We start from the raw sequence: 21,494 nt of genomic DNA on the forward strand, positions 1-21,494 counted from the left end.
AGAGGAAGTGATCAAGAAGGTGATGCTCGGCAACACGGTCGATGGCGTGTTCACGACGGTGCAGGACGTCGCGCAGACGGTGCTGTTCCTGTCGGCCTTCCCGAGCGCCGCGCTCACGGGCCAGTCGTTCATCGTCAGCCACGGCTGGTTCATGCAGTAACGTCCCCGCCTCCCGACAGGGAGGCGATTCCCGCATCACCGCCTATTCTCACTACTCACGATGGCGTGCCGTCCGTCGACGTCACGTCATCCGTTTCCGCCATCCAAGGCGGGATTTCTCGGAGAACTGATGAAACCGCACGCCCGAACAGAAAAACAGGCTGTCGATGCGGCAGACCTGCATCACGAAGCCGGCGCACCGGCTGCAGCGCGCACGCTGCCGTACGAGACGATCGCGCTCGTCCTGCAAGGCGGCGGCGCGCTCGGCGCGTACCAGGCCGGCGTGTTCGAAGGGCTGCACGAGGCGGGCGTTCCGCTCGACTGGATCGCGGGCATCTCGATCGGTGCGCTCAACACCGCGCTGATCGCGGGCAATGCGCCCGAGCATCGCGTCGAGCGGCTGCGCGAGTTCTGGGAAACGATCTGCAAGCCGGCGTTTTTTCCGACGGTTCCGGCCGCATTCGAATTCGCGCTGTTCAACAGCATCGACCAGATCCGCACGTTCTTCACCGCGTCGCAGGCCGCGAGCGCGATGATGCAGGGCCAGCAGGGCTTCTTCGTGCCGCGCTTTCCGCCACCGGTACCGGGCGTGTCCGATCATCCGGAGAAGATCAGCTGGTACGACACGTCGCAACTGCGCGCGACACTGCTGAAGCTGTGCGATTTCGACCGGATCAACTCGGGCGAGACGCGCGTATCGGTCGGCGCGGTCAACGTCGGCACCGGCAACTTCGTGTACTTCGACAACACGCGCACCCGCCTCGCGCCCGAGCACTTCATGGCGTCCGGCGCGCTGCCGCCCGCGTTCCCGCCGGTCGAGATCGAAGGCGAGTACTACTGGGACGGCGGCGTCGTGTCGAACACGCCGCTGATGGAAGTGCTGCGTGCCCGGCCGCGCCGCGACACGCTCGCGTTCCAGGTCGATCTGTGGAGCGCGCGCGGGCCGCTGCCGCGCTCGATGGCCGATGTCGCCGAACGCACGAAGGACGTGCAGTACTCGAGCCGCACGCGTTTCGTCACCGACACGCTGCAGCGCGAACAGCGCTATCGCAACGTGCTGCGCCACGTGCTCGACCAGGTGCCGGAAGAACAACGCAAGGCCGATCCGTGGTGTGTCGAGGCCGATGCGATGTCGTGCAGCAAGAAGTACAACATCCAGCACCTGATCTACCAGCAGAAGGCGTACGAGCATCACTACAAGGATTATCAGTTCGGTCTGTCGACGATGCGCGACCACTGGTCCGCGGGGCTCGACGACATCCGCAAGACGCTCGCAGTCAAGGACGGCCTCGCGCTGCCCAACAACGACTCGGGCTTCGTGACGCACGACATTCACCGCAAGCGGTAATGCCGTGCGCGACGGATCGGCGCGATGCATGCGCCGGTCCGTCCTCTTCTCCGATTCGACATGCCGATTTTTATCGCACTCTTCGCGCTCATCGCTGCCGGATGGGGCGCGGTTCACCTGTTTCACGTCATTGCCGCGCAATTCGGCCAGCCGGTCGCAATCGCGGCCGCCGTGCTCGCCGCCGCAATCCTGATCGCACTGATCGCCTGGTGGATCAAGCGCCGCCGTGACATCGCCCCGAACACGAAGGAAGAAGGCTGGACCCATGTCGTGCATCGCGCGTGGGGCGAGCTGCGCGTATCTGCGACGCAAGGGCTGCTGTGGCTGTCGCACGACGGCGCGGACGGCCGCTATACGCTGTCGCAGCTCGACGGCTGCCAGGCCGCGCCGATCGGCGGCCGCTGGCATCTCGTCGTGCACGTGCGCGATACCGTGCGCAGCGAATGGAAACTGCCGATGATGGACAAGCGCGATGCGCAGCGCTGGGCGCGCGTGCTGACGCTCGCGAAGGACAACCGGCTTTGATACGGTGCGCGGCGCGTACGCCTGTGCGCCCAGCACGACCCGCCGCGCCGGCTGTCCCGCATTCCACGCGCTATCGCGCCTTCAGCGCCCACAACGCATCGAGCACGTGCTGCGTCGCACGCTCGACCGGTCCCGCCCGATGGGCAATCCCCAGTTCCCGCCACAACGCCGGACGCAACGGCCGCATGACGATGCGTGCATCGGGTAGCGGAGCGCCGGCCTCGTGCGGCAGCAGCGTCGCGCCGTAACCCGCCGCGACCAGGCTCTTGATCGCATCGTTGTAGTTGAGTTCGATCCGCGGCTCGGGCCGATGGCCGCCGAGTGCGAACCATTCCGTCGTGAGCCGCGACAGCCGCGTGGTCGCATCGTTGAGAATCAGCGGGCGGGCGGCCAGATAGCCGGGCGTCACGCGCGCCGGAAGCGGCCAGTCCGCCGGCAGAAAAGCCATCACCGGATCGCGCCGCCACGCACGGATCGACAGCCCCGCGACCGCCGTCTGCGGCAGCGCCACCAACCCGACATCGAGCGTGCCCTGCGCAATGCGCGCCAGCGTATCGTGCGACGTGAGCACCGCGATCTGGACATCGATGTCTGGATGCTGCTCGCGCAACCGGGCTACCGCTTGCGGCAACAGGTGCGCGATCGCCCCGGTCGATGCGCCGAGACGCACGCGTCCGGTCAGCCCCTGCACCTGCCGCTGCACATCGTCCAGCGTGGCTTCGACCTCGGCCAGCAGGCGGCGCGCGCGCTCCACCAGCACCTCACCGATGACCGACGGCCGCACGTTTCCGCGCGTGCGGGACAGCAACGGCGCGCCGACGCGGCTTTCCAGTTCGGCAACGTGAAGACTGACGGTCGGCGGCGCAAGATGAAGCACCTGCGCCGCGGCGACGAAGGACCTTGGTCCGCGATGGCGACCAGCGTACGCAGACGGTCCAGGCTGATCTCCCGCATCCTTCCCCCTTTCGTTCAGAAAAGCTGAATCTGGCAGTCAGTAAATTCAACTTTTCCTATTCTAGGCGTTCGATGGACGATACGGTTTTACTGCCGACCGAACGCAAGGAGTGCGACCATCATGAGCGACCCGACTGTCTACATCGACGGCGATCAAGGCACGACCGGATTGCTGATCCACGAGCGCCTGCGCGGGCGCACCGACTTGCGGCTCGTCACGCTGCCGGACGCGGAGCGCAAGGATCCCCTGCGACGCGCCGAAGCGATCAACGCAGCCGACATCGCGATCCTGTGCCTGCCCGACGCGGCCGCGCGCGAAGCGGTCGGCTTCATCCGCAATCCGGCGGTGCGCGTGATCGACGCGAGTTCGGCCCATCGCACGCAGCCGGAATGGGTCTACGGCTTTCCCGAGATGGCCGACGGACATGCGCAGACGATTGCGCACGCGCGGCGCGTCACCAATCCGGGTTGCTACCCGACCGGCGCGATCGCCTTGCTGCGGCCGCTGCAACAGGCCGGCCTGCTGCCGCGCGACTACCCGGTGAGCATCCACGCCGTCTCCGGTTACTCGGGCGGCGGGCGGGCGGCCGTCGACGCCTTCGAATCGGCAGGCGCTTCGCACGCGAAGCCGCTACAGGTCTACGGCCTCGCACTCGCGCACAAGCATGCGCCCGAGATCCAGCTGCATGCCGGTCTGGCGCACCGCCCGTTGTTCGTGCCGGCGTACGGTGCCTATCGGCAAGGCATCGTGCTCACCATACCGATCGCGTTGCGCCTGCTCCCGGCCGGCGTGACCGGTGAGCAGTTGCATGCGTGTCTCGCGCACCATTACGCTGGCGCGCGTCATGTCGACGTCATGCCGCTCGCGGAAACGCAAGCGCTCACGCATCTCGATCCGCAAGCGCTGAACGGCACCAACGACCTGCGGCTCGGCGTGTTCGTCAATGCCGAACACGGCCAGGTGCTGCTGTCCGCCGTGTTCGACAATCTCGGCAAAGGGGCATCCGGCGCGGCCGTGCAAAATCTCGACCTGATGCTTGGCGCGGTGGGGGCGGCGAAAGCGGCGTAAGCCGCGTGCGGGCACCATCGTCGGCCGGCCCGGCACTTCACGGCCGCCGATGCGTCGGTGCCTGCTGCACGCCACCGGCTCGCGACGCGATTGCGAGCCGGAAACGGGCGCCTGCCGATGTTCGGCACATCCCCCCGTAAAAGCTCACCTTTCGCCGATTTCAGGCGATCTCGTCACCCGCTGCGGCAGTCAAGCCGGCCAGCGTCTCCGCCAGAAAATCCACGCATACGCGCACTTTCGCCGATGCCGCGACGCGTTCCGGATACACGGCCCAGATGTTCGCGGGCTGGATTGCGTCCGGCAGCACACGACACAGCGCACCGCGTTCGATCAGCGGCCCGGCTTCCCAGATCGAGCGCAACACGATGCCGCGCCCAGCCAGCGCCCATTGCACGGCCACCTCGCCATGGTTCGTCGACAGCGTCCCGCCGACCTTCACCGTTGCCGTTTCGCCGCGCACGCTCAGCCGCCACACGCCGAACGGGTGATCGCGCTCCTTGATGGCAAGACAGTCGTGCGACGCGAGATCCGCGAGCGAACGCGGTGACCCGCGCCGTGCGAGATAGTCAGGCGATGCGCACAGCACGCGGTAGTTCGCGGCGAGGCGGCGCGCGATCAGGTGATCGGCGATTTCGTCGCCGATGCGCACGTCGAGGTCGTAGCCTTCGCCCGCGACATCGACGAGCCGGTCGAACAGATCGAGCCGCACGTTCAACTGCGGATAGCGCGCAGTGAAGTCGAGCAGCGCCGGCGCGACGATATGCCGACCGAAGCCGAAGCTGCTCGAAATGCGCAGCGTGCCGCGCGGCACCGTGCGCGTGGTCGACACGTCCTCGACGAGATGATCGACGTCGTCGAGAATCTTCTCGGCGCGCGCGTACACGCGTTCACCGGCTTCCGTGACCGTCACGCGGCGCGTCGAGCGATGCAGCAGGCGCGTGCCCAACTGCGCCTCGAGCAACGCGATGCGCTTGCTGACATAGGCGGGCGACACCGCGAGCTGCTCGGCGGCCGCGCTGAAGCTGGTCAGACGGACGACCAGGCTGAACACACGCAGGTCGTCGAGATTCGGCGATTTATTCACGATTCGTGGAAAGTCGATTAACCTTTCGCGCGATTTTAATCCGGATGGAAATAAATAGAATGGCGCCATGATCCGCTGCGCGTCACACCGGCAGCGGCCCGACCCACGATGAAGGAGGAGCACTCGCATGAACGACAGGACTTACCGGATCGCCGTCATTCCCGGGGACGGCATCGGCCGTGAAGTGATGCCCGAGGGCCTGCGCGCACTCGATGCCGTGACCGCACGCTTCGGCGTGCGCTTCGACTTCGTCGAGATCGACTGGGCGAGCTGCGACTACTACGCGCAGCACGGCAAGATGATGCCGGACGACTGGAAGGCGCAGTTGTCGGGCATGGACGCGATCCTGTTCGGCGCGGTCGGCTGGCCCGCGACCGTGCCCGATCACATTTCGCTGTGGGGCTCGCTGCTGAAATTCCGCCGCGAGTTCGACCAGTACATCAACCTGCGGCCCGCGCGCCTGTTCGACGGCGTGCCGTCGCCGCTCGCCGGCCGCCGCGCGGGCGACATCGACTTCATGATCGTGCGCGAGAACACCGAGGGCGAATATTCGTCGGTCGGCGGCACGATGTTCGAAGGCACCGATCGCGAGATCGTGATGCAGCAGTCGATCTTCACGCGTCACGGCACCGAGCGCGTGCTGAAATTCGCGTTCGAACTCGCGCAGCGGCGCGCGAAGCGCCTCACCGTCGCGACGAAGAGCAACGGCATCGCGATCAGCATGCCGTGGTGGGACGCGCGCACGGCCGAGATGGCGGCACGCTATCCCGACATCGCCGTCGACAAGCAGCACATCGACATCCTGTGTGCACGCTTCGTGCTGCAGCCGGACCGCTTCGACGTCGTCGTTGCATCGAACCTGTTCGGCGACATCCTGTCGGACCTCGGGCCGGCCTGTACGGGCACGATCGGTATCGCGCCGTCCGCGAACCTGAACCCCGACCGCACATTTCCGTCGCTGTTCGAACCCGTGCACGGCTCCGCGCCCGACATCGCTGGGCAGTTCATCGCGAACCCGGTCGCGATGATCTGGTCGGCGGCCCTGATGCTCGACTTCCTCGGCAACGGCGCGGGTCGCGAACGCGAAGCGCACGATTCGATCGTCGCCGCAATCGAGGACGTGTTGCGCACGGGGCCGCATACGCGCGATCTTGGCGGCAACGCGGGAACGCAGGAAGTGGGCGAAGCGATCGCCGCGCGGATCGCGGGCTGACGATCACGCCCGGCGTGATCGGACGCGCCGGGCGGTGACTGCGCGAGTCGGCGTGCAGTGAGCAACACGCAATGCGTTTGCGCACTCGTAGGGATTCCGATTCGTGCGCAATGAAATCGAGCGGTGAGCAACGTCACGCCGCAATGCGCACGGTTTGCACTGTCCGTTGCCGGCGCGAACGCGATCGGTGAGTTGCACATCATGCGCGTACACACCGATCGTCAATCCACTCCTGACCCTGTGCGATGTTCGATCGGTGAGATGCATCACGCGGTGAAGCACACCGTTGCATGCCAATACGCGCTTCACACGCTGGCGACGTGTGCGACCTGTCCGCGTTGCCCGGGACGATGCCGCGTCGAACGGCTTGAAGCACACAGTCCGACGCGACATTTCACCTCGTCCCGAAAAATCTCACCTTCAGCGCATCGACTCCCGAATTTCCTCACCCTTGAAACCCGGTGATGTACGCGCCGATCCGTCGAGTCGACGCGCCCGTCACAGCCCGAGATCGGACAACCCCGGATGATCGTCCGGACGACGGCCGAGCGGCCAGCGATAGAGACGATCTTGCTCGCGGATCGGCAGGTCGTTGATGCTCGCGTGGCGATGCGCCATCAGGCCGTTTTCGTCGAATTCCCAGTTTTCATTGCCGTACGAGCGGAACCAGTTGCCGGCGTCGTCGTGCCATTCGTATGCGAAGCGCACCGCGATGCGATTGCCGCCGAATGCCCACAGCTCCTTGATCAGCCGGTAGTCGAGCTCGCGCGTCCACTTGCGCTGCAGCAGCCCGACGATCTCGTCGCGGCCGGTCACGAATTCCGCACGGTTGCGCCATCGGCTTTGCGGCGTATAGGCGAGCGACACGCGCTGCGGGTCGCGCGTGTTCCACGCGTCCTCGGCGGCGCGCACCTTCTGGCGCGCCGTTTCGAGCGTAAACGGCGGAACGGGCGGACGGACTTCGGGGGAAGCGGACATGGGGTGCTCCTGTTGAGGTGATGGCCACGGACGCCCGCGGCCGGTTCGGATTCGCGGCTTCGACTACCGTGACACCGCGTCGAGCAACAATTCGGCCGTTGCGCGCGCATCGCGCGCGGCGCTCGCATCGCCGGTCACGAGCGCCACGCCGATCGCGCCGTCGATCAGCACGAGCCACTGGCGCGCCAGGCGCGCGAGCCCGCGACGCTCGAGACCCGTTTCGTCGGCATACGCATCGAACCGCTCACGCACGAATGCCAGCAGGCGCGCCTTGTGTGCACGCGCGACGACCCGCACGGGATCGTCGGCATCGGGAATCTCGCCCGACGCGTTCAGGAACGCACAGCCATGAAAGTCGGGCTGCCCGAACCAGTCGCGCAGCACGTCGAACATGCCGAGCAACTGCACGCGCGGCGCCTTGCCGCGCGCCAGCGTTGCATCGACGAACCAGCGCATCCAGCGCTCGTCGCGACGTTCGAGCGCGGCCACGACCAGCGCTTCTTTCGATTCGAAATGCGAATAAAAGCTCTTTCGAGCCGCTCCGGATCGCTTGACGATCGCATCGACGCCCGTCGCATGGATGCCGCCCGAATAGATCAACGCTTCGGCCGCATCGAGCAGGCGGTCGCGAACGCCCGGTTCGCCGGAGGAGTCGTGAGGTGTGTTCATGGGTTTACGGTAGAACGATCGTTCTCCATCGTCAACACCCACATGCAAAAGCCCTGTCGACGAGAGGGCTGAATCGCTTCATGGCTGTGCGCCGCGGCCCGCCGCGTTTACGACATTTTTTCTTGAAGCGGATGCGCGACGCTCACTACACTTCCGTCACCCCGTCTGGGCGAAAGGACATCATGCAGCGACCGGAAACCGCGCGCCCCGCGCGTGCCTATGCGGCTTATGCCAAGCGGCTCGATGGCCGCGTCGTCGTGCGGCGCTTCGATCCGCGCAACGATTCGTACGACACGTTGACCGCGCTGCTGCATCGCGCCTTCGCACCGCTCGGTGCGTTGGGTTTCAACTGCCCGTGCGTCGATCAGCCGGCCTCGGCGACGCGCGAACGCGTGCTCACCGGCGAGTGCTTCGTCGCGCTCGGCAATGCGCACCTGGTCGCGACGATGACGATGCGTTCGCACGATCCCGATTCCCGCTGCGATCCGTACCGCAGCCGGCACGTCGCGACGCTCGGCCAACTGGCCGTCGATCCCGTCTGGCAGGATCGCGGCATCGGCCGTGCGCTGCTCGCATTCGCGCAACGGCGGGCCGCCGCGCGCGGCGCGACGCACCTCGCACTCGACGCGCCATACGCGGCGATCCGGCTCATCGATTTCTATCGCCGCGAAGGATTTCAACCGGTCGACGTGATGCGCTTTCCGGGACACAACTACGACAGTACGATCCTGTGCAAATCCGTCAGCATCGCGGACAGTCGCATCGTGGCCGGCGATACGACGCAGATCGAGGTCGCGCGGCACGTCGGTGCGGCGTCATGAAACACGATGTGCCGAAGCGCGAAGGCGGCGACGATCGCACCCCACTCACCGTCCGGCAGGCACGCGTGCGCGCGGCGCTGCGGCTGCGCGGGGTGTTGAAGCTGACGATTCTCACGATCGCGGTCGCGCAAGCGCTGGCGTTCGCGTTCGAGAGCCTGCTGGTCATGACCGGTTTCGCGCCCGATGCCGCGACGGTGCTGCTATTCCGCTTCGTGACGTGCGCGCTCGTCAGCTTCTGGCTGCAGGCGGACGCGTTGCGCGCGTATCAATACGCGGCGCAACACGGGTTCGTCGCCGCTCCCGGCGCGCACGGCGACCCCGTCGACGTTGCGCCGCAGTGCCCGAAGCGCTGGCTCGTCGTGTTGAGTCTTCAGCTCGACCCGCGAGGGTTGAATGGTGAACGGATCAAGTAGCAGTCTGCGCACCGATCGATGTCGATTGATGGCGATCGCTTCGCGCATGAGTGAGTCGCAACGCGGCGTGAAGGCTCACGGTTGACGGCGCGGTTCGGCACGCGGGGGGTAACGAGCGATCACGCGGCAAGCCAAGAGGGAAGTGCTCGGAAGAGGGGAGCAGGTGCCGAACGGCGGGATGGCGGGAAGCGACGCGACTGTCGACAGGTGAAGTGAACGTGCGATTGCAGGTCACCGAAGTGCGATTGCGTCGCAATTCGGCGTGCAAACACAGCTCCCGAATAATCTCACCTTGAGCCGAGATTCGCGCGTTTCGATCTGGAAAACGCAGACGTAAAACAAAAACGGGGCAGGCGGCGAACACGCCGCACTGCCCCTGCGGCGCTCAGGCCGTCCAGTCGAGAATCACCTTGCCGCTTTCGCCAGACAACATCGCGGCGAAGCCTTTCTCGTAATCGTCGGCCGCAAAACGATGCGTGATGATCGGCGACAGGTCGAGGCCGCTCTGCAGCATCGCGACCATCTTGTACCAGGTCTCGAACATCTCGCGGCCGTAGATGCCCTTGATCTCGAGCCCCTTGAAGATCACCTGATTCCAGTCGATCGCCGTTTGTGCGGGCGGAATGCCGAGCAGCGCGACCTTGCCGCCGTGGTTCATCGCCTCGAGCATGCTCGTGAACGCACTCGGCACACCGGACATTTCGAGGCCAACGTCGAAGCCTTCGGTCATGTGCAGGTCGGACATCACGTCGCGCAGCGACTCGCGTGCAACGTTGACCGCGCGCGTCGCGCCCATCTTGCGTGCGAGCTCCAGCCGGTAGTCGTTGATGTCGGTGATCACGACGTTGCGCGCGCCGACGTGCTTCGCGATCGCGACGGCCATGATGCCGATCGGGCCCGCGCCGGTGATCAGCACGTCTTCGCCGACGAGGTTGAACGACAGCGCCGTGTGCGTCGCGTTGCCGAACGGATCGAAGATCGACGCGAGATCGTCGGAGATCTCCGGCGGAATCTTGAATGCGTTGAACGCCGGAATCGCCAGATACTCGGCGAACGCGCCTTCGCGGTTCACGCCGACGCCGACCGTGTTGCGGCACAGATGCCGGCGCCCCGCGCGACAGTTGCGGCAGAAGCCGCACGTGATGTGGCCTTCGCCGGACACGCGATCGCCGATCGCGAAGCCGCGCACTTCCTGCCCCATCTCGACGATCTCGCCGACATATTCGTGACCGACGTGCATCGGCACGGGAATCGTCTTCTGCGCCCAGTCGTCCCACTTCCAGATATGGATGTCGGTGCCGCAGATCGCCGTGCGGCGGATCTTGATCAGCACGTCGTTGTGGCCGACTTCGGGACGCTTCACGCGCGTGAGCGTGAGGCCGGGACCGCGTTCGAGCTTTGCCAGTGCTTTCATGATCGCGCCTCCGTCAGATGATGCCGAGCGACTTGCCGACGCGCACGAACGCGGCGACCGTCCGGTCGATCTGCTCGGGCGTATGCGCGGCGCTCATCTGCGTACGGATGCGCGCACGGCCACGCGGCACGACGGGGAACGAGAAGCCGATCACGTAGACGCCTTCGTCGAGCAGCTTGTCGGCCATGTTCGTCGCGAGCTGCGCGTCGCCGAGCATCACCGGGATGATCGGATGCGCGCCCGGCACCAGCGTGAAGCCCGCTTCGGTCATCTGCTGGCGGAACCGTGCGCCGTTTTCGCGCACGCGCTCGCGCAGCTTCGCGCCTTCGTCGCTGCCGAGCAGTTCCAGCACCTTCAGCGATGCCGCGGCGATGCTCGGCGTGAGCGTGTTCGAAAACAGGTACGGGCGCGAGCGCTGGCGCAGCAGTTCGATGACCTCGCGACGCGCGGCGACATAGCCGCCCGATGCGCCGCCGAGCGCCTTGCCGAGCGTGCCCGTGATGATGTCGACACGACCTTCGACGCCGCAGTGCTCGGGCGTGCCGCGGCCGTGGGTGCCGATGAAGCCGACCGCGTGCGAATCGTCGACCATCACGATCGCGCCGTAGCGATCGGCGAGATCGCAGATGCCTTTGAGGTCGGCAATGATGCCGTCCATCGAGAACACGCCGTCGGTCGCGATCAGCTTGTGGCGCGCGCCCGCTGCGTCGGCTTCCTTGAGCTTCGCCTCGAGGTCGGCCAGGTCGTTGTTCTTGTAGCGGAAGCGCTTCGCCTTGCAGAGGCGAACGCCGTCGATGATGCTCGCGTGGTTCAGCTCGTCGCTGATCACCGCGTCGTTCTCGTCGAGCAGTGTCTCGAACAGCCCGCCGTTCGCGTCGAAGCAGCTCGAATAGAGGATGCTGTCCTCGGTGCCGAGAAATGCGGCCAGCGCGCTTTCCAGTTGCTTGTGCACGGTTTGCGTGCCGCAGATGAAGCGTACCGATGCCATGCCGAAGCCGTCCTGGTCGAGGCCGGCCTTTGCCGCATCGATCAGGCGCGAATCGTTCGCCAGACCCAGATAGTTGTTCGCGCAGAAATTGAGCACGCCGGCACCACCGGCGAGCCGCACGTCCGCCGCCTGGGGACTCGCGATCTCGCGCTCGGTCTTGTAAAAACCGTCCGCGCGGATCTGGTCCAGCGTCCCGCGCACCTGGGCGAGAAAGGCATCACGCATCGCAAAGCTCCTGACAGGGTTTCGCATTCCGCAACGCGCCACTCGTGGCGGCGGCGCAACGGCCTGCTACTGTTATAGTCGGTCGTTCGGTTGACCGCATTTATCCGATATTCCGAACTAGAATTCGAAATATCGAACAACTCTAAGCGAACGGAATCCAAATGGCAAGTTCCTCCGGTTCGCGGCGCACGCCTGCCAGCGCCGCACCGCAACCGCCGGCCGCAACGCCGCCGCGTGTCGGCGAGCAGATCCAGCGGCTGCGTAACGAACGCAAGCTGACGCTCGACGACTTGTCGCGCGCGGCCGGTGTATCGAAATCGATGCTCTCCGAGATCGAGCGCGACAAGGCCAACCCGACGATCGCCGTTGCGTGGCGGCTGACGAACGCGCTCGGCATCACGCTCGACGAGCTGTTCTCGCAGCCGAAGGCGCCCGAGACCATTCGCGTGGACGGCCCGCACGACATCCCGACGCTCGCCGGCCATGACGGCCGCTACCAGTTGCGCGTGTGGGGCCCGATCGACCTCGCCGGCAAGTTCGAGTGGTACGAACTGACGCTGCCGAGCGGTGGCGCGCTGATATCGAACGCCCACGAGCCCGGCACGCGCGAGCACCTCACCGTGCTGCAGGGCGCGATGGAAATCGAAGCCGCGGCGGCCAGCCGGCGCCTGAAAGCAGGCGACACCGCGCGTTACCCGGCCGACGAGCCGCACGCGATCCGCAATCCCGGCAAGGCCGAGGCGCGGGCATTGCTGATCGTGATACATCGCTGACGGCGCGGATAGCTGGCCAAAGGGCCAATTGCAGGCCGGTTGCGGAAAACACTGTATGTTTGTACAGTATACGGACATTCCGCCATGCATGGGCCGGAGCTGGCGCACCGAGGCGCCCGCCCGGTCGACAGGAGCCTGCAATGACAGAAGAACAAGATTTGGCCGCGCTCAGCTTCAAGGCTGCCGCGCACGACCTCGAGCTGATCGTCCGGCATATCGCCGGGCGCTACATCCACCAGCGCGTCCCGCTGACGTGGCGCCTGCTGCACGCCATCGAGGCCGAAGCACTCGCCGATCTCGGCTTTGCCAGCCGGCACGAGGCCGGCATGCGTCAATTGTTCGAACGGCAGTTGGACATGACATTTCCCGAAACGGACGATCCGATCGACTTCGGGCGCTCGAATGCGCTGCCTGCCGTTTTTTCGTTCGCGGTTCTCGCGTACGAAGCAGCGGCAACGCCGCATGACACGGCGCCTCGCGAGCGCGCTCACCGTCCGTCCAAGGCATGGGGCGACTGACCGCCCGCCACGGGCCGCCGCGCGTCGCGACCTTGTCCAGCCTCTTGCAGCCCGAGACGTTGCGGAAAGGGCTAACATATACGCAACTAACGGAATAAATCACATGTCCCTTCCCGCCTCTCCCGACACCCCAGCACGCCCGGAAGAAACGGATCTGTTCGACCGCGGCGCATCCGACTGGATCATCTCGCCCGAAGCCGCATTCGATGCATGGCTCGCCATGCAGGACTATCGTCGCTCGTCAGCCGATGTCTATCGCGCGCAATGGGGCGCGTTTCTCACATGGATGCGCGCGCACCAGAAGAATCTGGCAACCGTCGATACTGCAACCATCGCGAACTTCGTCGGCGAACTGCCGATCCGGAAAACCCAGCGAATGCGCTATTTGCGGCTGATCGAGCGCGTGCTCGATCACATCCGGCGCACCGAATATGCATCGACCAACCCGGCCCGGTTCATTGCTCAGGATGGCGAAGCGAACTGGCGCAAGGCACGCGACAACGAACCTACCGGTTTCCTCACGCCAGCCGAGCGCGCGACGTTGCTCACTTACCTGTTTTCGCCGATCGGCGTATCCGGTTCCGCGTACTGGAAGGAGCGGCGCGACCGCGCGCTCGTCGCCGCATTTCTCGGTGCCGGCATTAAAACCGGCGAAGCTCGCGCACTTACGATTAGTTGCATCAACACAAGCGGAACATCGCTGCAGATCGAGTCGACACATCCGGATTTCGCACGCGAAACGCACCTGGCATCGTTCGCGATCGCCCTGCTCGAAGCCTGGCTCACCGAGCGCAAGCGCCAGGAAATCCCTGGCGAACTCGTGTTCCCGGCATCCCATGCCGGGCGACCGATGCACAAGGCGACGATGCTGCGCGCCATCGACGCGATCGTCGAATCCGCCGGGCTCACATCGTCACGCACCGCACGCGCGAGCCCACAAACGCTGCGCAATACCTACGCGGCCGAACTGTTCGAACACGACGTGCCGCCCGAACGAGTCGGCAGATGGCTGGGCTTCATGCGACCGATCTCGTCGAACCGCCTGCATCGCGCATGGAAGAACTGGCGCGACGGTCTGGCCGACAGCAACGGTGACGCGTCCGACCGCGACGAAACTCACTGATCGCCAAACGGCTGCTCACGCGAAGCGATCCGTGAGCAGCCTTGCGTGGCGCCGCCTCACCGTTTCACAGCTCCCGAAAAACCTCACCTCAAGCTCCCCGGATCGTCTCACCTGTGCCGTGCAGCCGATCCTGGCGTCACCTGTGTGCAAAGTGCGCGACGGCTTCGAATCGGGACGGCCATGCGCCCGAAGCGTGTTCGCACTCGGGGCAGGCCACTTCAAAACCCTCTTCACCATGTGACAGTTCCGGCTCGCCATCGCAATGTGGGCAATGGGCCGGCACCGGCGTCTCGTGATCCAGTGAGGTGCCAATCGCGGCAAACGCCTCGGCATCCAATTGCCCGGCATCCGCGAGGCGGCGGATCAGCGTCGCGATTTCCGGATTCATGCCGCGGCTCGCGCGCAGCGAACTCACCTCGCGCGTCGCCAGTTCCAGTTCGTCGCCCTGGCTGCGCAACTGTTCTTCCAGCCGGTCGGCGCGCGCCTTGGCCGAACTCAGTTGCTGCAGGAAATCGAATTCCTTGCGCTGAACGTCGCGCAAACCGCTCTGATAGGTCGACGCCATGCTGCGCAACGAATCCAGCTCGACCAGCATCGGCTTGACGCGGCGCTCGGCTTCGGCCACCGCGTCCTTGATTTGCTGCGCGTAATGCTCGGTGCGCTGCTGCAGTTCGGCTTGCAGCGCATCGATACGGTCGCGCAGCGTGGCGTTCTGCGCCTGCTCGGCTTCGACACGGCCGGCGGCGGCAGCCAGTTCCTTTTCCAGTCGAGCGACTGTGGTGAGCAACGTCGCTTCGCTGGCCGAACCGTGCGTCGTTTGCGACGCGAGCTGGACCTCGAGCTCGGTCACGCGAACCTGCAACTGCTCGTTTCTTGCTTCGCCGCGCGCGAGTGCGCCCTCGAGCGTCTCCTGGCGGACGGTTGCGTCACGCAATCGCTGTTCGGCGTCGGCAACACCGGCGCGAACCTGTTCGCGATCGCCATCGAGACTGTCCCGCGCCGCTTTCAATGCTTCTTCATACAGTGCGCCGAGCAACGCACCGGCCTTTTCCTCGACGGCCTTCGGAATCGCGGCACCGTCGAGCCTGACTTTGGACGCTGAACGGATGCGTTCCCAGAAATGGTCGATGTCTTTCGGGATATCGCTGGCACTGCCGGTTTGGGTGAGATCGCGGACGTTCGCAGCCGACGGCCGGATGCCGAGATCGAAGAACAACCGCTTGCACGCGTGAAGAGACAATTCCTGCCGTCGCGCACCGCTCGCGCGCAGCGATTCCAGTTCGTCCCGAATGGCTTGGCGTATTTCGTCCAGGGTCATCGATGCGCTCACAGACATTGAAGTGTGGCAATCATAACGAAATACGTACTTATTGATACTTGTTTCGGCTCGACGTTGTGAATTTGCGTCGCTTCGCACAGAAATCGGGTCTGTGAGCCAATCCGGACGACTGTGGTCCTGGATTCCGTGAAACACAGCGAAGAAAGTCAGCCAAGTCCTTGTCGCACAAGCAATTTCCTGCAGACCCCGAATTTCGGCATTTGTTTCACATGACCACGGATCCGATTGCCTGTGGGGGTTCAGGGGTTGGTGTGTCTGTGGAAAACTCGTCAGCCGACGTCTTGAGAGTATTAGAAGTAAACACCCTTGAACCCTTAGTTAAAAACGTTAACGCCACGACACAGCCTTATGCTGCAAGGCTTTCCGGCCGACAAGGTGAAGTTTTACGGGAGCCAAGGTGATCTTCTGCGGGAGCTGACGTGATGGGGTTCAGGGGCCAGCGTGAGCCGTTGCAGGAAAGGTCGTGAGCGGATTCGGGATCACAGTGAAACACAAGATTTCCCAAAGGTGAGGCTTTTCGGGGCCTCACAGCCACAGAACCCGCGCTGTGCCTGACTGCACAGTTTTCTGCCTGTGCAGACATAGGTGAGAATTTGCAGGACCTTCTTCGCTCCCCGATTCTGACCATCTTTTAGGCAGTTTTTGTGAAAGGTGAGGTTTCACGGGACTCCAGGGCGGTTTGGTGTGAGGATTTCCGGGAAACGAACGCCATTTTGCACAGCAAAAGCACGCTTCGGGGCCTGTGATGCCCTAAAGGTGAGGTTTTTCGGGAGGGAAATCCGGGTTTTCCTGCCCGGATCCCGTTGAGGTGAGATTTTTCGGGGCCTGGATCACAGGCTGCGATTCGGGCCACAGGTGAGTCTTTCCGGGAATGGAATTTGCCCGAAAAATGGTCAAAGGTGAGGCTTTTCGGGATCCATGATCTGCCGAATTCGCCGAAAAGCCCGCCAGGACTGGAAGAAATCTCGTTTTTGCTGTGCCTCTTTTTGGCACAGGTGAGATTTTTCGGGGGCTGACACAGCGTTGTCGTATGAGGTATTTCCGTCGAAAGGTGAGGCTTTTCGGGGGATGTCGGTGGCGCACAGCTAAATGCCTTCTGTGCATAAGTATCGGATCGCATTGGGTTTTTTGATACTGCGACGGTTACGGTGAGGTTTTTCGGGAGCCATTCCGTTGCCTGTGAAGGCACAGCGATTTTTCCGGAAGGTGAGCCTTTTCGGGAGGCTCTGATAGCGAATCCCGCGCGTGTCGGGCATTCGCCGACAACGAGACGAATGAACACACTGTGCTCGAGGTGAGTATTTTCGGGACCTGACACGGTTTGTGCACTGTACAATGCGCGCCCGGGCCGGCAAAGCAGGCCCGATCGGGGTGCGCGGGCCGGTTTCACAGGCGTCTTCCGGGATGCCGAGCCCGATCGCGATCTCCCGATGAGTCGCGCCTGTACATGCATACAGGCCGATGCGGGTTGATCGGGAGCCGCGGTGAGGTGGGATCGCAACCCTGTGCCGAACGCACAGCTGCGCAGTCGTAAAATTACGACAAATCGAAAGGTGAGCCGATACGGGAGCACATTTCGCACGTATCGTGCACAGGTGAAATTCTGTGAATCGGCGCATCCCGCAGCACGTCTGGACGAGTCCGGAACGCTGCAAATCCGGAGCGGTGAGGGTTTTCGGGAGCGCTTGGGGTGAGTGCCGTTTTGCACGCGCACTTCACCCGCTATGGTGAGCATGTCGTTCTGGACGCACTTCACCGCAGGCGCTATCCTTCCGGAAAACTTCTCCTCCGACCCGACGTATGGCCACGACGAAGCGCGCCAAGAAAACCGATGTGGATGTGGTGAGTGCCAGTTCAGCCGAATTGCGGAAGGCCGTCGAGGCGATCGCAATTCAGCCGAAGAGCGGCAAGATCACGCTCCTCACTCGCAAGCTGTTCAATGTCCTGCTGGCCGTGGCGCAGCAGGCCGACGACTCGGGCGATACGTATCGCGCGCTGCTGTCGGACATCGTCGCCAACTCCGCTTTCGATTCGAACGACACCGCGCTGGTGAAGGAACACCTGCGCCGAATGGTGTCGGTGCAAGTCGAATGGAGCACGGGGACGTCGAGCCAGAAGCCGGGCCGCAAGTGGGGGATCTCGACGCTGATCGCCGATGCGGAAATTCTCGAGGATCCTGCGACCCGCCGCGTGTGGGTCGAATTCTCGTTCGCACCGAAGATCAAGAAGAAGCTCCTCGACCCGGTCCAGTATGCACGTCTGAGCCTGCAGTTCCAGAGCCAGCTGCGCAGCAGCGCCGGCCTCGCGCTGTACGAAATCTGCGTGCGCTACCTGACGAACCCGAGCCACCTGACGATGCGCGAGCCGTGGGAATGGTGGCGGCCGATCCTGTCGGGTACGCCCGACACGGAAGCCGGCGACGAGGCGAAGCGCGAGTACAAGTACTTCAAGCGCGACTATCTGCGTCCCGCGATCGCGGAAGTCAACGCGGTCACCAACATCTTCGTCGAGCTGATCGAGCACCGCGAAGGGCGCCGGGTGGCGGAGATCCAGTTCCGCGTGACCGAGCGCAAGCAGCCGATGCTCGCACTCGACGAACACCCGAACGTATTCGACAGCACGCTGGTCGACCGGATGGTGAAGCTCGGGATCCCGCTGAAGGAAGCGCAGACGCTCTATGCGGACAGCGAAGAGAATCGCATTCGTGCCGCGCTGCAGATGACCGAGCAGCGGATGCGCAGCACGACGCTGCCGCCGGTGCGCAGCGCACCGGCATTGTTCAAGGATGCGTTGAAGAAGGGTTATGCGCCGCCGGTCGAGTCGGTCGACGCGCTGCCTGCCGGCACGCCGTCTGCGAAGGTTGCAGCGGCCCAGCCGGACGATCTGAAGGCACGCCTGCTGAGCGAGTTCGCGGCGTTCCGCCGCAAGGAAGCGAAGGTACTGTACGAAGAGCAGGGCGACGCCGAGCGCGAAGTGGCGCGCGAGTCGTTCGAGTCGGAGGTGCTGCCGACGATGGGCACGCATCTGCGCGATGACTGGCGCAAGCGCGGCCTCGATTCCAAGCTGGCCGAGACGGCCTTTTTCGACTGGCTGGCCCAGAAGACCTGGGGCGAGCCGACGGACGGCGATCTGCTGTCGTTCACACTGAACCAGTCGCGGGCCGCCTGAGGCCCGCTCAGGCCTGCTGACGGGCCGCCGCCGGCCCCGCCCTTGGTTGGCGGGCCCGGCGTCCTCACCAGGCCCTGCCGGCCGTTTCTGTCACTCCGACAACAGCATCCGCTCAAGCTGCTCGAGGATCGCGTCGCGCTTGTCCTTCGGGAGACCGCGCAGGCGCAATTCAATGCGATCTTCCCCATACGACTTCAGGTCGCCGACCGACTTGCCGCCGAGCTTGATCTCGAGACGCTGCGCATAGCGTTGACGGCCCGCAGCCTTCGGCGTTTCCTGTGCCGCGACGCGGCCCTTGACGATGTCCGACACCTGGCGCGTGCTGAGATCGTCCGACACGATCTTGTTGATCAGCCGCAGCGTGGCCTCGGTGCCGCGCGCGTTGTGATAGCGGCCGACCTGATACGCCATGTTCGAACCGAAGCGATCGGGGCGCACAACCATTTCCTGCATGATCGCTTCCGGCAGCTTGCCGATCGACAGCGCGACGGCCACCGTCGACTCGTCGAGACCGAGGTGCTCGGAGAGTTCCTTCTGGCTCTGGAAATGCTTGTCGTCGAGGAAGCGGCGCCACACGACGGCGTTGTCGAACACCGTCTGCGAATCGCGCTGGACGTTGAGATCGTAGCCAAGCTTGTAGCTCTGGATGCCGATCGGCACGTCGATCACGATCGCCTTGACCGATTCCTTGTTCGCTTCCTTCAGTGCCCGCACGCGGCGGCCGCCATCGCTGACGAAGTATGTGCCCGGGTTGTCGTAATCCGGAATCACGTGGATCGCCTGCTGCTGCCCTTGCTTCGCGAGGTTGACCGCGAGTTCGGCAATCGACGATTTCAGATAGAAGTGCCGCGGATTGAACGGGCTATGCTTGATCGCCTTCAGTGACAGCTCGATCACCTGCCCTGGCGCATAGCGGTTCTCGAGGCGCCACGCGCGATATTGCGCCGTTTCATCGATCGACGGATCGAGCGTGAACTCGGGCGCGGGCGGCGGCGCGATGTCTTTCTTCGCGGATTTGGTCGGCGCCGGGGTGGGCGCCTCGGACTTGACGATGCCGTCGATCGCATTGAGTCGATCGAGCGCCGTGCGCTTCTCGCTCGTCGTGATATCCGGGCGCGCTTGGAATCCTTTGGCAAATTGGGAGGGTTTCATGTGACTCCTTTGTGCGCATAAAGTCAGGGCAGCATGGCGACGATTTCGTCGGCGCATGCGCGAATTTCTGCGGCGGCCAGCTTGCCGCCGCGATCGTTCATCTGCAGCACGGTCTGACCGAGCGCCATCGCCTGCTTGTACGCTTCCCGGGTCGGGATTTGCGTTTTCAGCAACGGGAAGCCGAGTTCCTCGAGCGCGCGCTTGAGCTCGCGGGTCAACATGCGCTTCTCTTCGGTCTTGTTCAGCAGGAAGACGGCGCGGAGGTCTTCGTTCATGACCTGCGCTTGCTGGATCAGTTTGACCAGCCCGACGCTCGACCAGTAATCGGCCGGCGACGACGACGTCGGAATCACGGCAATCGATGCGGCCAGCAGGACGACGCCCGATACTTTCTCGGTGATCGACGGCGGGCAGTCCACGACGATGATGTCGTAGTCATTGATGAACTTCTTGATCTCGCGATGGATCTGGCCATCGGCTTCGGCCAGGTTGACGACCGGAAACGGAATGCCGGTTTCGCTGTCGCCGGATGCGCTCGACCAGTGAACCAGTGTGTTTTGACGGTCTGCGTCAATGACGAGGATGCGCTTCCCTTTTTCATGGAACGCGGCACCGAGGTGCATGGCAATCGTGCTTTTGCCGACGCCACCTTTCTGTTGAGTGACTGCAATGATTTCCGCGGCCAATTTTCACTCCTATTTTGGTCGTTGGAATTCTACAGGACGATATTTGAATTTCAATGAAATTGTCGTTCGACAACTACGCGTTGGCCATTCGGGCTATCGGTTTATGCGCATAAACGTACCGGCGATGACCGGTGGCTCGATGGGATGGTGTGGCGGACGCGTGAAACGTCGATGGGTGACTCGGGGACGTCATCACGTATGGCGTCGTCGGGGTGAGTAGCGAGTTGCTGCAGGATTGCGGTGCGCTGCCCTTTCGTTCGATAGGACAGTCTTGCCTGAGAGGCGGGAAGTTTGTGCGCATAAACCGCCGGAAACCGAGCCCGTCGATCGTGCCGTGTCGCTGGAAGGCCGGCGTTTCAGAGAGTGAGTTGTGAGCGGTGCGCCCCGCCCCGCCGGGGGACGCAGGATCGAGGTGTGCCACTGAACCCGCGTACGTCGGTACGGCGCACTGTCCGGGCGCTACGTTTATGCGCATAAACCGTGAGCGATAGACGGCGAGCGGCGAAGGATCACATCTCGACCGCGCCGGAATCCCGCGCGCGGCGATATCCCCTGCGAGGGAGCACACCGACACAGGGCAGCACACCGACGCAGGGCAGCACACCGACGCAGGGCAGCACACCGACGCAGGGCAGCACACCGACGCAGGGCAGCACACCGACGCAGGGCAGCACACCGACACAGGGCAGCACACCGACGCAGGGCAGCACACCGACGCAGGGCAGCACACCGACGCAGGGCAGCACACCGACGCAGGGCAGCACACCGACGCAGGGCAGCACACCGACGCAGGGCAGCACACCGACGCAGGGCAGCACACCGACACAGGGCAGCACACCGACGCAGGCAGCACACCGACGCAGGCAGCACACCGA

18 protein-coding genes and 2 pseudogenes are annotated in these 21,494 nt (G+C 64.2%); 11 read left to right on the forward strand and 9 right to left on the reverse strand.

Annotation, left to right across the window (positions count from 1 at the left end; translation table 11 throughout):
• The 3 genes and pseudogenes from QZM67_RS09675 to QZM67_RS09685 form a co-directional block, all read left to right on the forward strand.
• Positions 1-160 (forward strand): annotated as a pseudogene (locus QZM67_RS09675) (3-hydroxybutyrate dehydrogenase); the annotation flags it as partial.
• Between the two features lie 129 nt (positions 161-289).
• Entirely contained in the window at positions 290-1,507 is a 1,218-nt protein-coding gene (locus QZM67_RS09680; RefSeq protein ID WP_043186213.1) for a patatin-like phospholipase family protein, read from the forward strand.
• A gap of 60 nt (positions 1,508-1,567) precedes the next feature.
• Entirely contained in the window at positions 1,568-2,032 is a 465-nt protein-coding gene (locus QZM67_RS09685) for a signal peptide protein (protein WP_301768193.1), read from the forward strand.
• A gap of 70 nt (positions 2,033-2,102) precedes the next feature.
• On the opposite strand, the pseudogene QZM67_RS09690 reads toward QZM67_RS09685, so the two are convergent.
• Positions 2,103-2,986: pseudogene (locus tag QZM67_RS09690) on the reverse strand (LysR family transcriptional regulator).
• A 121-nt stretch (positions 2,987-3,107) separates the two neighbouring features.
• On the opposite strand from QZM67_RS09690, the gene argC reads away from it, so the two are divergent.
• Positions 3,108-4,055: an N-acetyl-gamma-glutamyl-phosphate reductase gene (argC, locus tag QZM67_RS09695; RefSeq protein ID WP_301802237.1), complete on the forward strand. Its 948-nt coding sequence runs from the start codon at positions 3,108-3,110 to the stop codon at positions 4,053-4,055.
• Between the two features lie 160 nt (positions 4,056-4,215).
• On the opposite strand, the gene QZM67_RS09700 is transcribed toward argC, so the two are convergent.
• Positions 4,216-5,139 carry a LysR substrate-binding domain-containing protein gene (locus QZM67_RS09700; RefSeq protein WP_301802863.1) on the reverse strand — a complete coding sequence of 308 codons (924 nt, stop codon included), beginning with the start codon at positions 5,137-5,139 and terminating at the stop codon, positions 4,216-4,218.
• Positions 5,140-5,266: 127 nt separating this feature from the next.
• Here QZM67_RS09700 and QZM67_RS09705 point away from each other — a divergent pair, with 127 nt between their 5' ends.
• On the forward strand, positions 5,267-6,352 hold the full coding sequence (locus QZM67_RS09705; protein ID WP_301802240.1) for a tartrate dehydrogenase: 1,086 nt from the start codon (positions 5,267-5,269) through the stop codon (positions 6,350-6,352).
• A 498-nt stretch (positions 6,353-6,850) separates the two neighbouring features.
• Here the strand turns inward: QZM67_RS09705 and QZM67_RS09710 are convergent, their stop codons facing one another.
• Positions 6,851-7,330, reverse strand: coding sequence for a nuclear transport factor 2 family protein (locus QZM67_RS09710; RefSeq protein ID WP_175023566.1), 480 nt, complete (start codon positions 7,328-7,330; stop codon positions 6,851-6,853).
• Positions 7,331-7,393: 63 nt separating this feature from the next.
• On the reverse strand, positions 7,394-7,999 hold the full coding sequence (locus QZM67_RS09715; protein WP_175023565.1) for a TetR/AcrR family transcriptional regulator: 606 nt from the start codon (positions 7,997-7,999) through the stop codon (positions 7,394-7,396).
• A gap of 182 nt (positions 8,000-8,181) precedes the next feature.
• Here QZM67_RS09715 and QZM67_RS09720 point away from each other — a divergent pair, with 182 nt between their 5' ends.
• Together QZM67_RS09720 and QZM67_RS09725 are read left to right on the forward strand one after the other, a co-directional pair.
• Positions 8,182-8,820 (forward strand): GNAT family N-acetyltransferase, encoded by a 639-nt coding sequence (locus QZM67_RS09720; protein WP_089451536.1) that lies wholly within the window; start codon positions 8,182-8,184, stop codon positions 8,818-8,820.
• A complete protein-coding gene (locus QZM67_RS09725; protein ID WP_301802247.1) occupies positions 8,817-9,233 on the forward strand; it encodes a hypothetical protein in 417 nt (138 codons plus the stop codon). The genes QZM67_RS09720 and QZM67_RS09725 overlap by 4 nt, the downstream gene beginning before the upstream one ends.
• A gap of 385 nt (positions 9,234-9,618) precedes the next feature.
• Here the strand turns inward: QZM67_RS09725 and tdh are convergent, their stop codons facing one another.
• On the reverse strand, positions 9,619-10,647 hold the full coding sequence (gene tdh, locus QZM67_RS09730; protein ID WP_011356765.1) for an L-threonine 3-dehydrogenase: 1,029 nt from the start codon (positions 10,645-10,647) through the stop codon (positions 9,619-9,621).
• A 13-nt stretch (positions 10,648-10,660) separates the two neighbouring features.
• Positions 10,661-11,860: a glycine C-acetyltransferase gene (locus QZM67_RS09735; protein WP_089495916.1), complete on the reverse strand. Its 1,200-nt coding sequence runs from the start codon at positions 11,858-11,860 to the stop codon at positions 10,661-10,663.
• Between the two features lie 161 nt (positions 11,861-12,021).
• On the opposite strand from QZM67_RS09735, the gene QZM67_RS09740 reads away from it, so the two are divergent.
• The 3 genes from QZM67_RS09740 to QZM67_RS09750 all read left to right on the forward strand — a co-directional run bounded on the left by QZM67_RS09740 (position 12,022) and on the right by QZM67_RS09750 (position 14,274).
• Positions 12,022-12,633: a helix-turn-helix domain-containing protein gene (locus QZM67_RS09740; RefSeq protein ID WP_175023561.1), complete on the forward strand. Its 612-nt coding sequence runs from the start codon at positions 12,022-12,024 to the stop codon at positions 12,631-12,633.
• A 140-nt stretch (positions 12,634-12,773) separates the two neighbouring features.
• On the forward strand, positions 12,774-13,151 hold the full coding sequence (locus QZM67_RS09745; protein WP_122948368.1) for a DUF2471 family protein: 378 nt from the start codon (positions 12,774-12,776) through the stop codon (positions 13,149-13,151).
• 103 nt (positions 13,152-13,254) lie between these two features.
• Positions 13,255-14,274 carry a tyrosine-type recombinase/integrase gene (locus QZM67_RS09750; RefSeq protein ID WP_301802866.1) on the forward strand — a complete coding sequence of 340 codons (1,020 nt, stop codon included), beginning with the start codon at positions 13,255-13,257 and terminating at the stop codon, positions 14,272-14,274.
• Between the two features lie 136 nt (positions 14,275-14,410).
• On the opposite strand, the gene QZM67_RS09755 is transcribed toward QZM67_RS09750, so the two are convergent.
• Positions 14,411-15,592, reverse strand: a complete 1,182-nt coding sequence (locus QZM67_RS09755; RefSeq protein WP_301802254.1) for a DNA-binding protein — start codon at positions 15,590-15,592, stop codon at positions 14,411-14,413.
• A gap of 1,821 nt (positions 15,593-17,413) precedes the next feature.
• On the opposite strand from QZM67_RS09755, the gene QZM67_RS09760 reads away from it, so the two are divergent.
• Positions 17,414-18,781: a replication initiation protein gene (locus QZM67_RS09760; protein WP_043186245.1), complete on the forward strand. Its 1,368-nt coding sequence runs from the start codon at positions 17,414-17,416 to the stop codon at positions 18,779-18,781.
• 90 nt (positions 18,782-18,871) lie between these two features.
• Here QZM67_RS09760 and QZM67_RS09765 read toward each other — a convergent pair whose 3' ends face one another.
• Positions 18,872-19,933 carry a ParB/RepB/Spo0J family partition protein gene (locus tag QZM67_RS09765; RefSeq protein ID WP_301802256.1) on the reverse strand — a complete coding sequence of 354 codons (1,062 nt, stop codon included), beginning with the start codon at positions 19,931-19,933 and terminating at the stop codon, positions 18,872-18,874.
• A 23-nt stretch (positions 19,934-19,956) separates the two neighbouring features.
• Entirely contained in the window at positions 19,957-20,619 is a 663-nt protein-coding gene (gene parA, locus QZM67_RS09770; RefSeq protein ID WP_043186252.1) for a ParA family partition ATPase, read from the reverse strand.
• Positions 20,620-21,494 lie beyond the last annotated feature (875 nt).

It is taken from the genome of Burkholderia sp. AU45251 (assembly GCF_030482905.1).
Classification (GTDB): Bacteria; Pseudomonadota; Gammaproteobacteria; order Burkholderiales; family Burkholderiaceae; genus Burkholderia; species Burkholderia aenigmatica.

Bases quoted from the DNA above. Each gene is read 5' to 3' on its own strand.
- QZM67_RS09680 (WP_043186213.1), top strand. From the start codon at position 290: ATGAAACCGCACGCCCGAACAGAAAAACAGGCTGTCGATGCGGCAGAC.
- QZM67_RS09685 (WP_301768193.1), top strand. From the start codon at position 1,568: ATGCCGATTTTTATCGCACTCTTCGCGCTCATCGCTGCCGGATGGGGC.
- argC (WP_301802237.1), top strand. From the start codon at position 3,108: ATGAGCGACCCGACTGTCTACATCGACGGCGATCAAGGCACGACCGGA.
- QZM67_RS09705 (WP_301802240.1), top strand. From the start codon at position 5,267: ATGAACGACAGGACTTACCGGATCGCCGTCATTCCCGGGGACGGCATC.
- QZM67_RS09710 (WP_175023566.1), bottom strand. From the start codon at position 7,330: ATGTCCGCTTCCCCCGAAGTCCGTCCGCCCGTTCCGCCGTTTACGCTC.
- QZM67_RS09715 (WP_175023565.1), bottom strand. From the start codon at position 7,999: ATGAACACACCTCACGACTCCTCCGGCGAACCGGGCGTTCGCGACCGC.
- QZM67_RS09720 (WP_089451536.1), top strand. From the start codon at position 8,182: ATGCAGCGACCGGAAACCGCGCGCCCCGCGCGTGCCTATGCGGCTTAT.
- QZM67_RS09725 (WP_301802247.1), top strand. From the start codon at position 8,817: ATGAAACACGATGTGCCGAAGCGCGAAGGCGGCGACGATCGCACCCCA.
- tdh (WP_011356765.1), bottom strand. From the start codon at position 10,647: ATGAAAGCACTGGCAAAGCTCGAACGCGGTCCCGGCCTCACGCTCACG.
- QZM67_RS09735 (WP_089495916.1), bottom strand. From the start codon at position 11,860: ATGCGTGATGCCTTTCTCGCCCAGGTGCGCGGGACGCTGGACCAGATC.
- QZM67_RS09740 (WP_175023561.1), top strand. From the start codon at position 12,022: ATGGCAAGTTCCTCCGGTTCGCGGCGCACGCCTGCCAGCGCCGCACCG.
- QZM67_RS09745 (WP_122948368.1), top strand. From the start codon at position 12,774: ATGACAGAAGAACAAGATTTGGCCGCGCTCAGCTTCAAGGCTGCCGCG.
- QZM67_RS09750 (WP_301802866.1), top strand. From the start codon at position 13,255: ATGTCCCTTCCCGCCTCTCCCGACACCCCAGCACGCCCGGAAGAAACG.
- QZM67_RS09755 (WP_301802254.1), bottom strand. From the start codon at position 15,592: ATGACCCTGGACGAAATACGCCAAGCCATTCGGGACGAACTGGAATCG.
- QZM67_RS09760 (WP_043186245.1), top strand. From the start codon at position 17,414: ATGGCCACGACGAAGCGCGCCAAGAAAACCGATGTGGATGTGGTGAGT.
- QZM67_RS09765 (WP_301802256.1), bottom strand. From the start codon at position 19,933: ATGAAACCCTCCCAATTTGCCAAAGGATTCCAAGCGCGCCCGGATATC.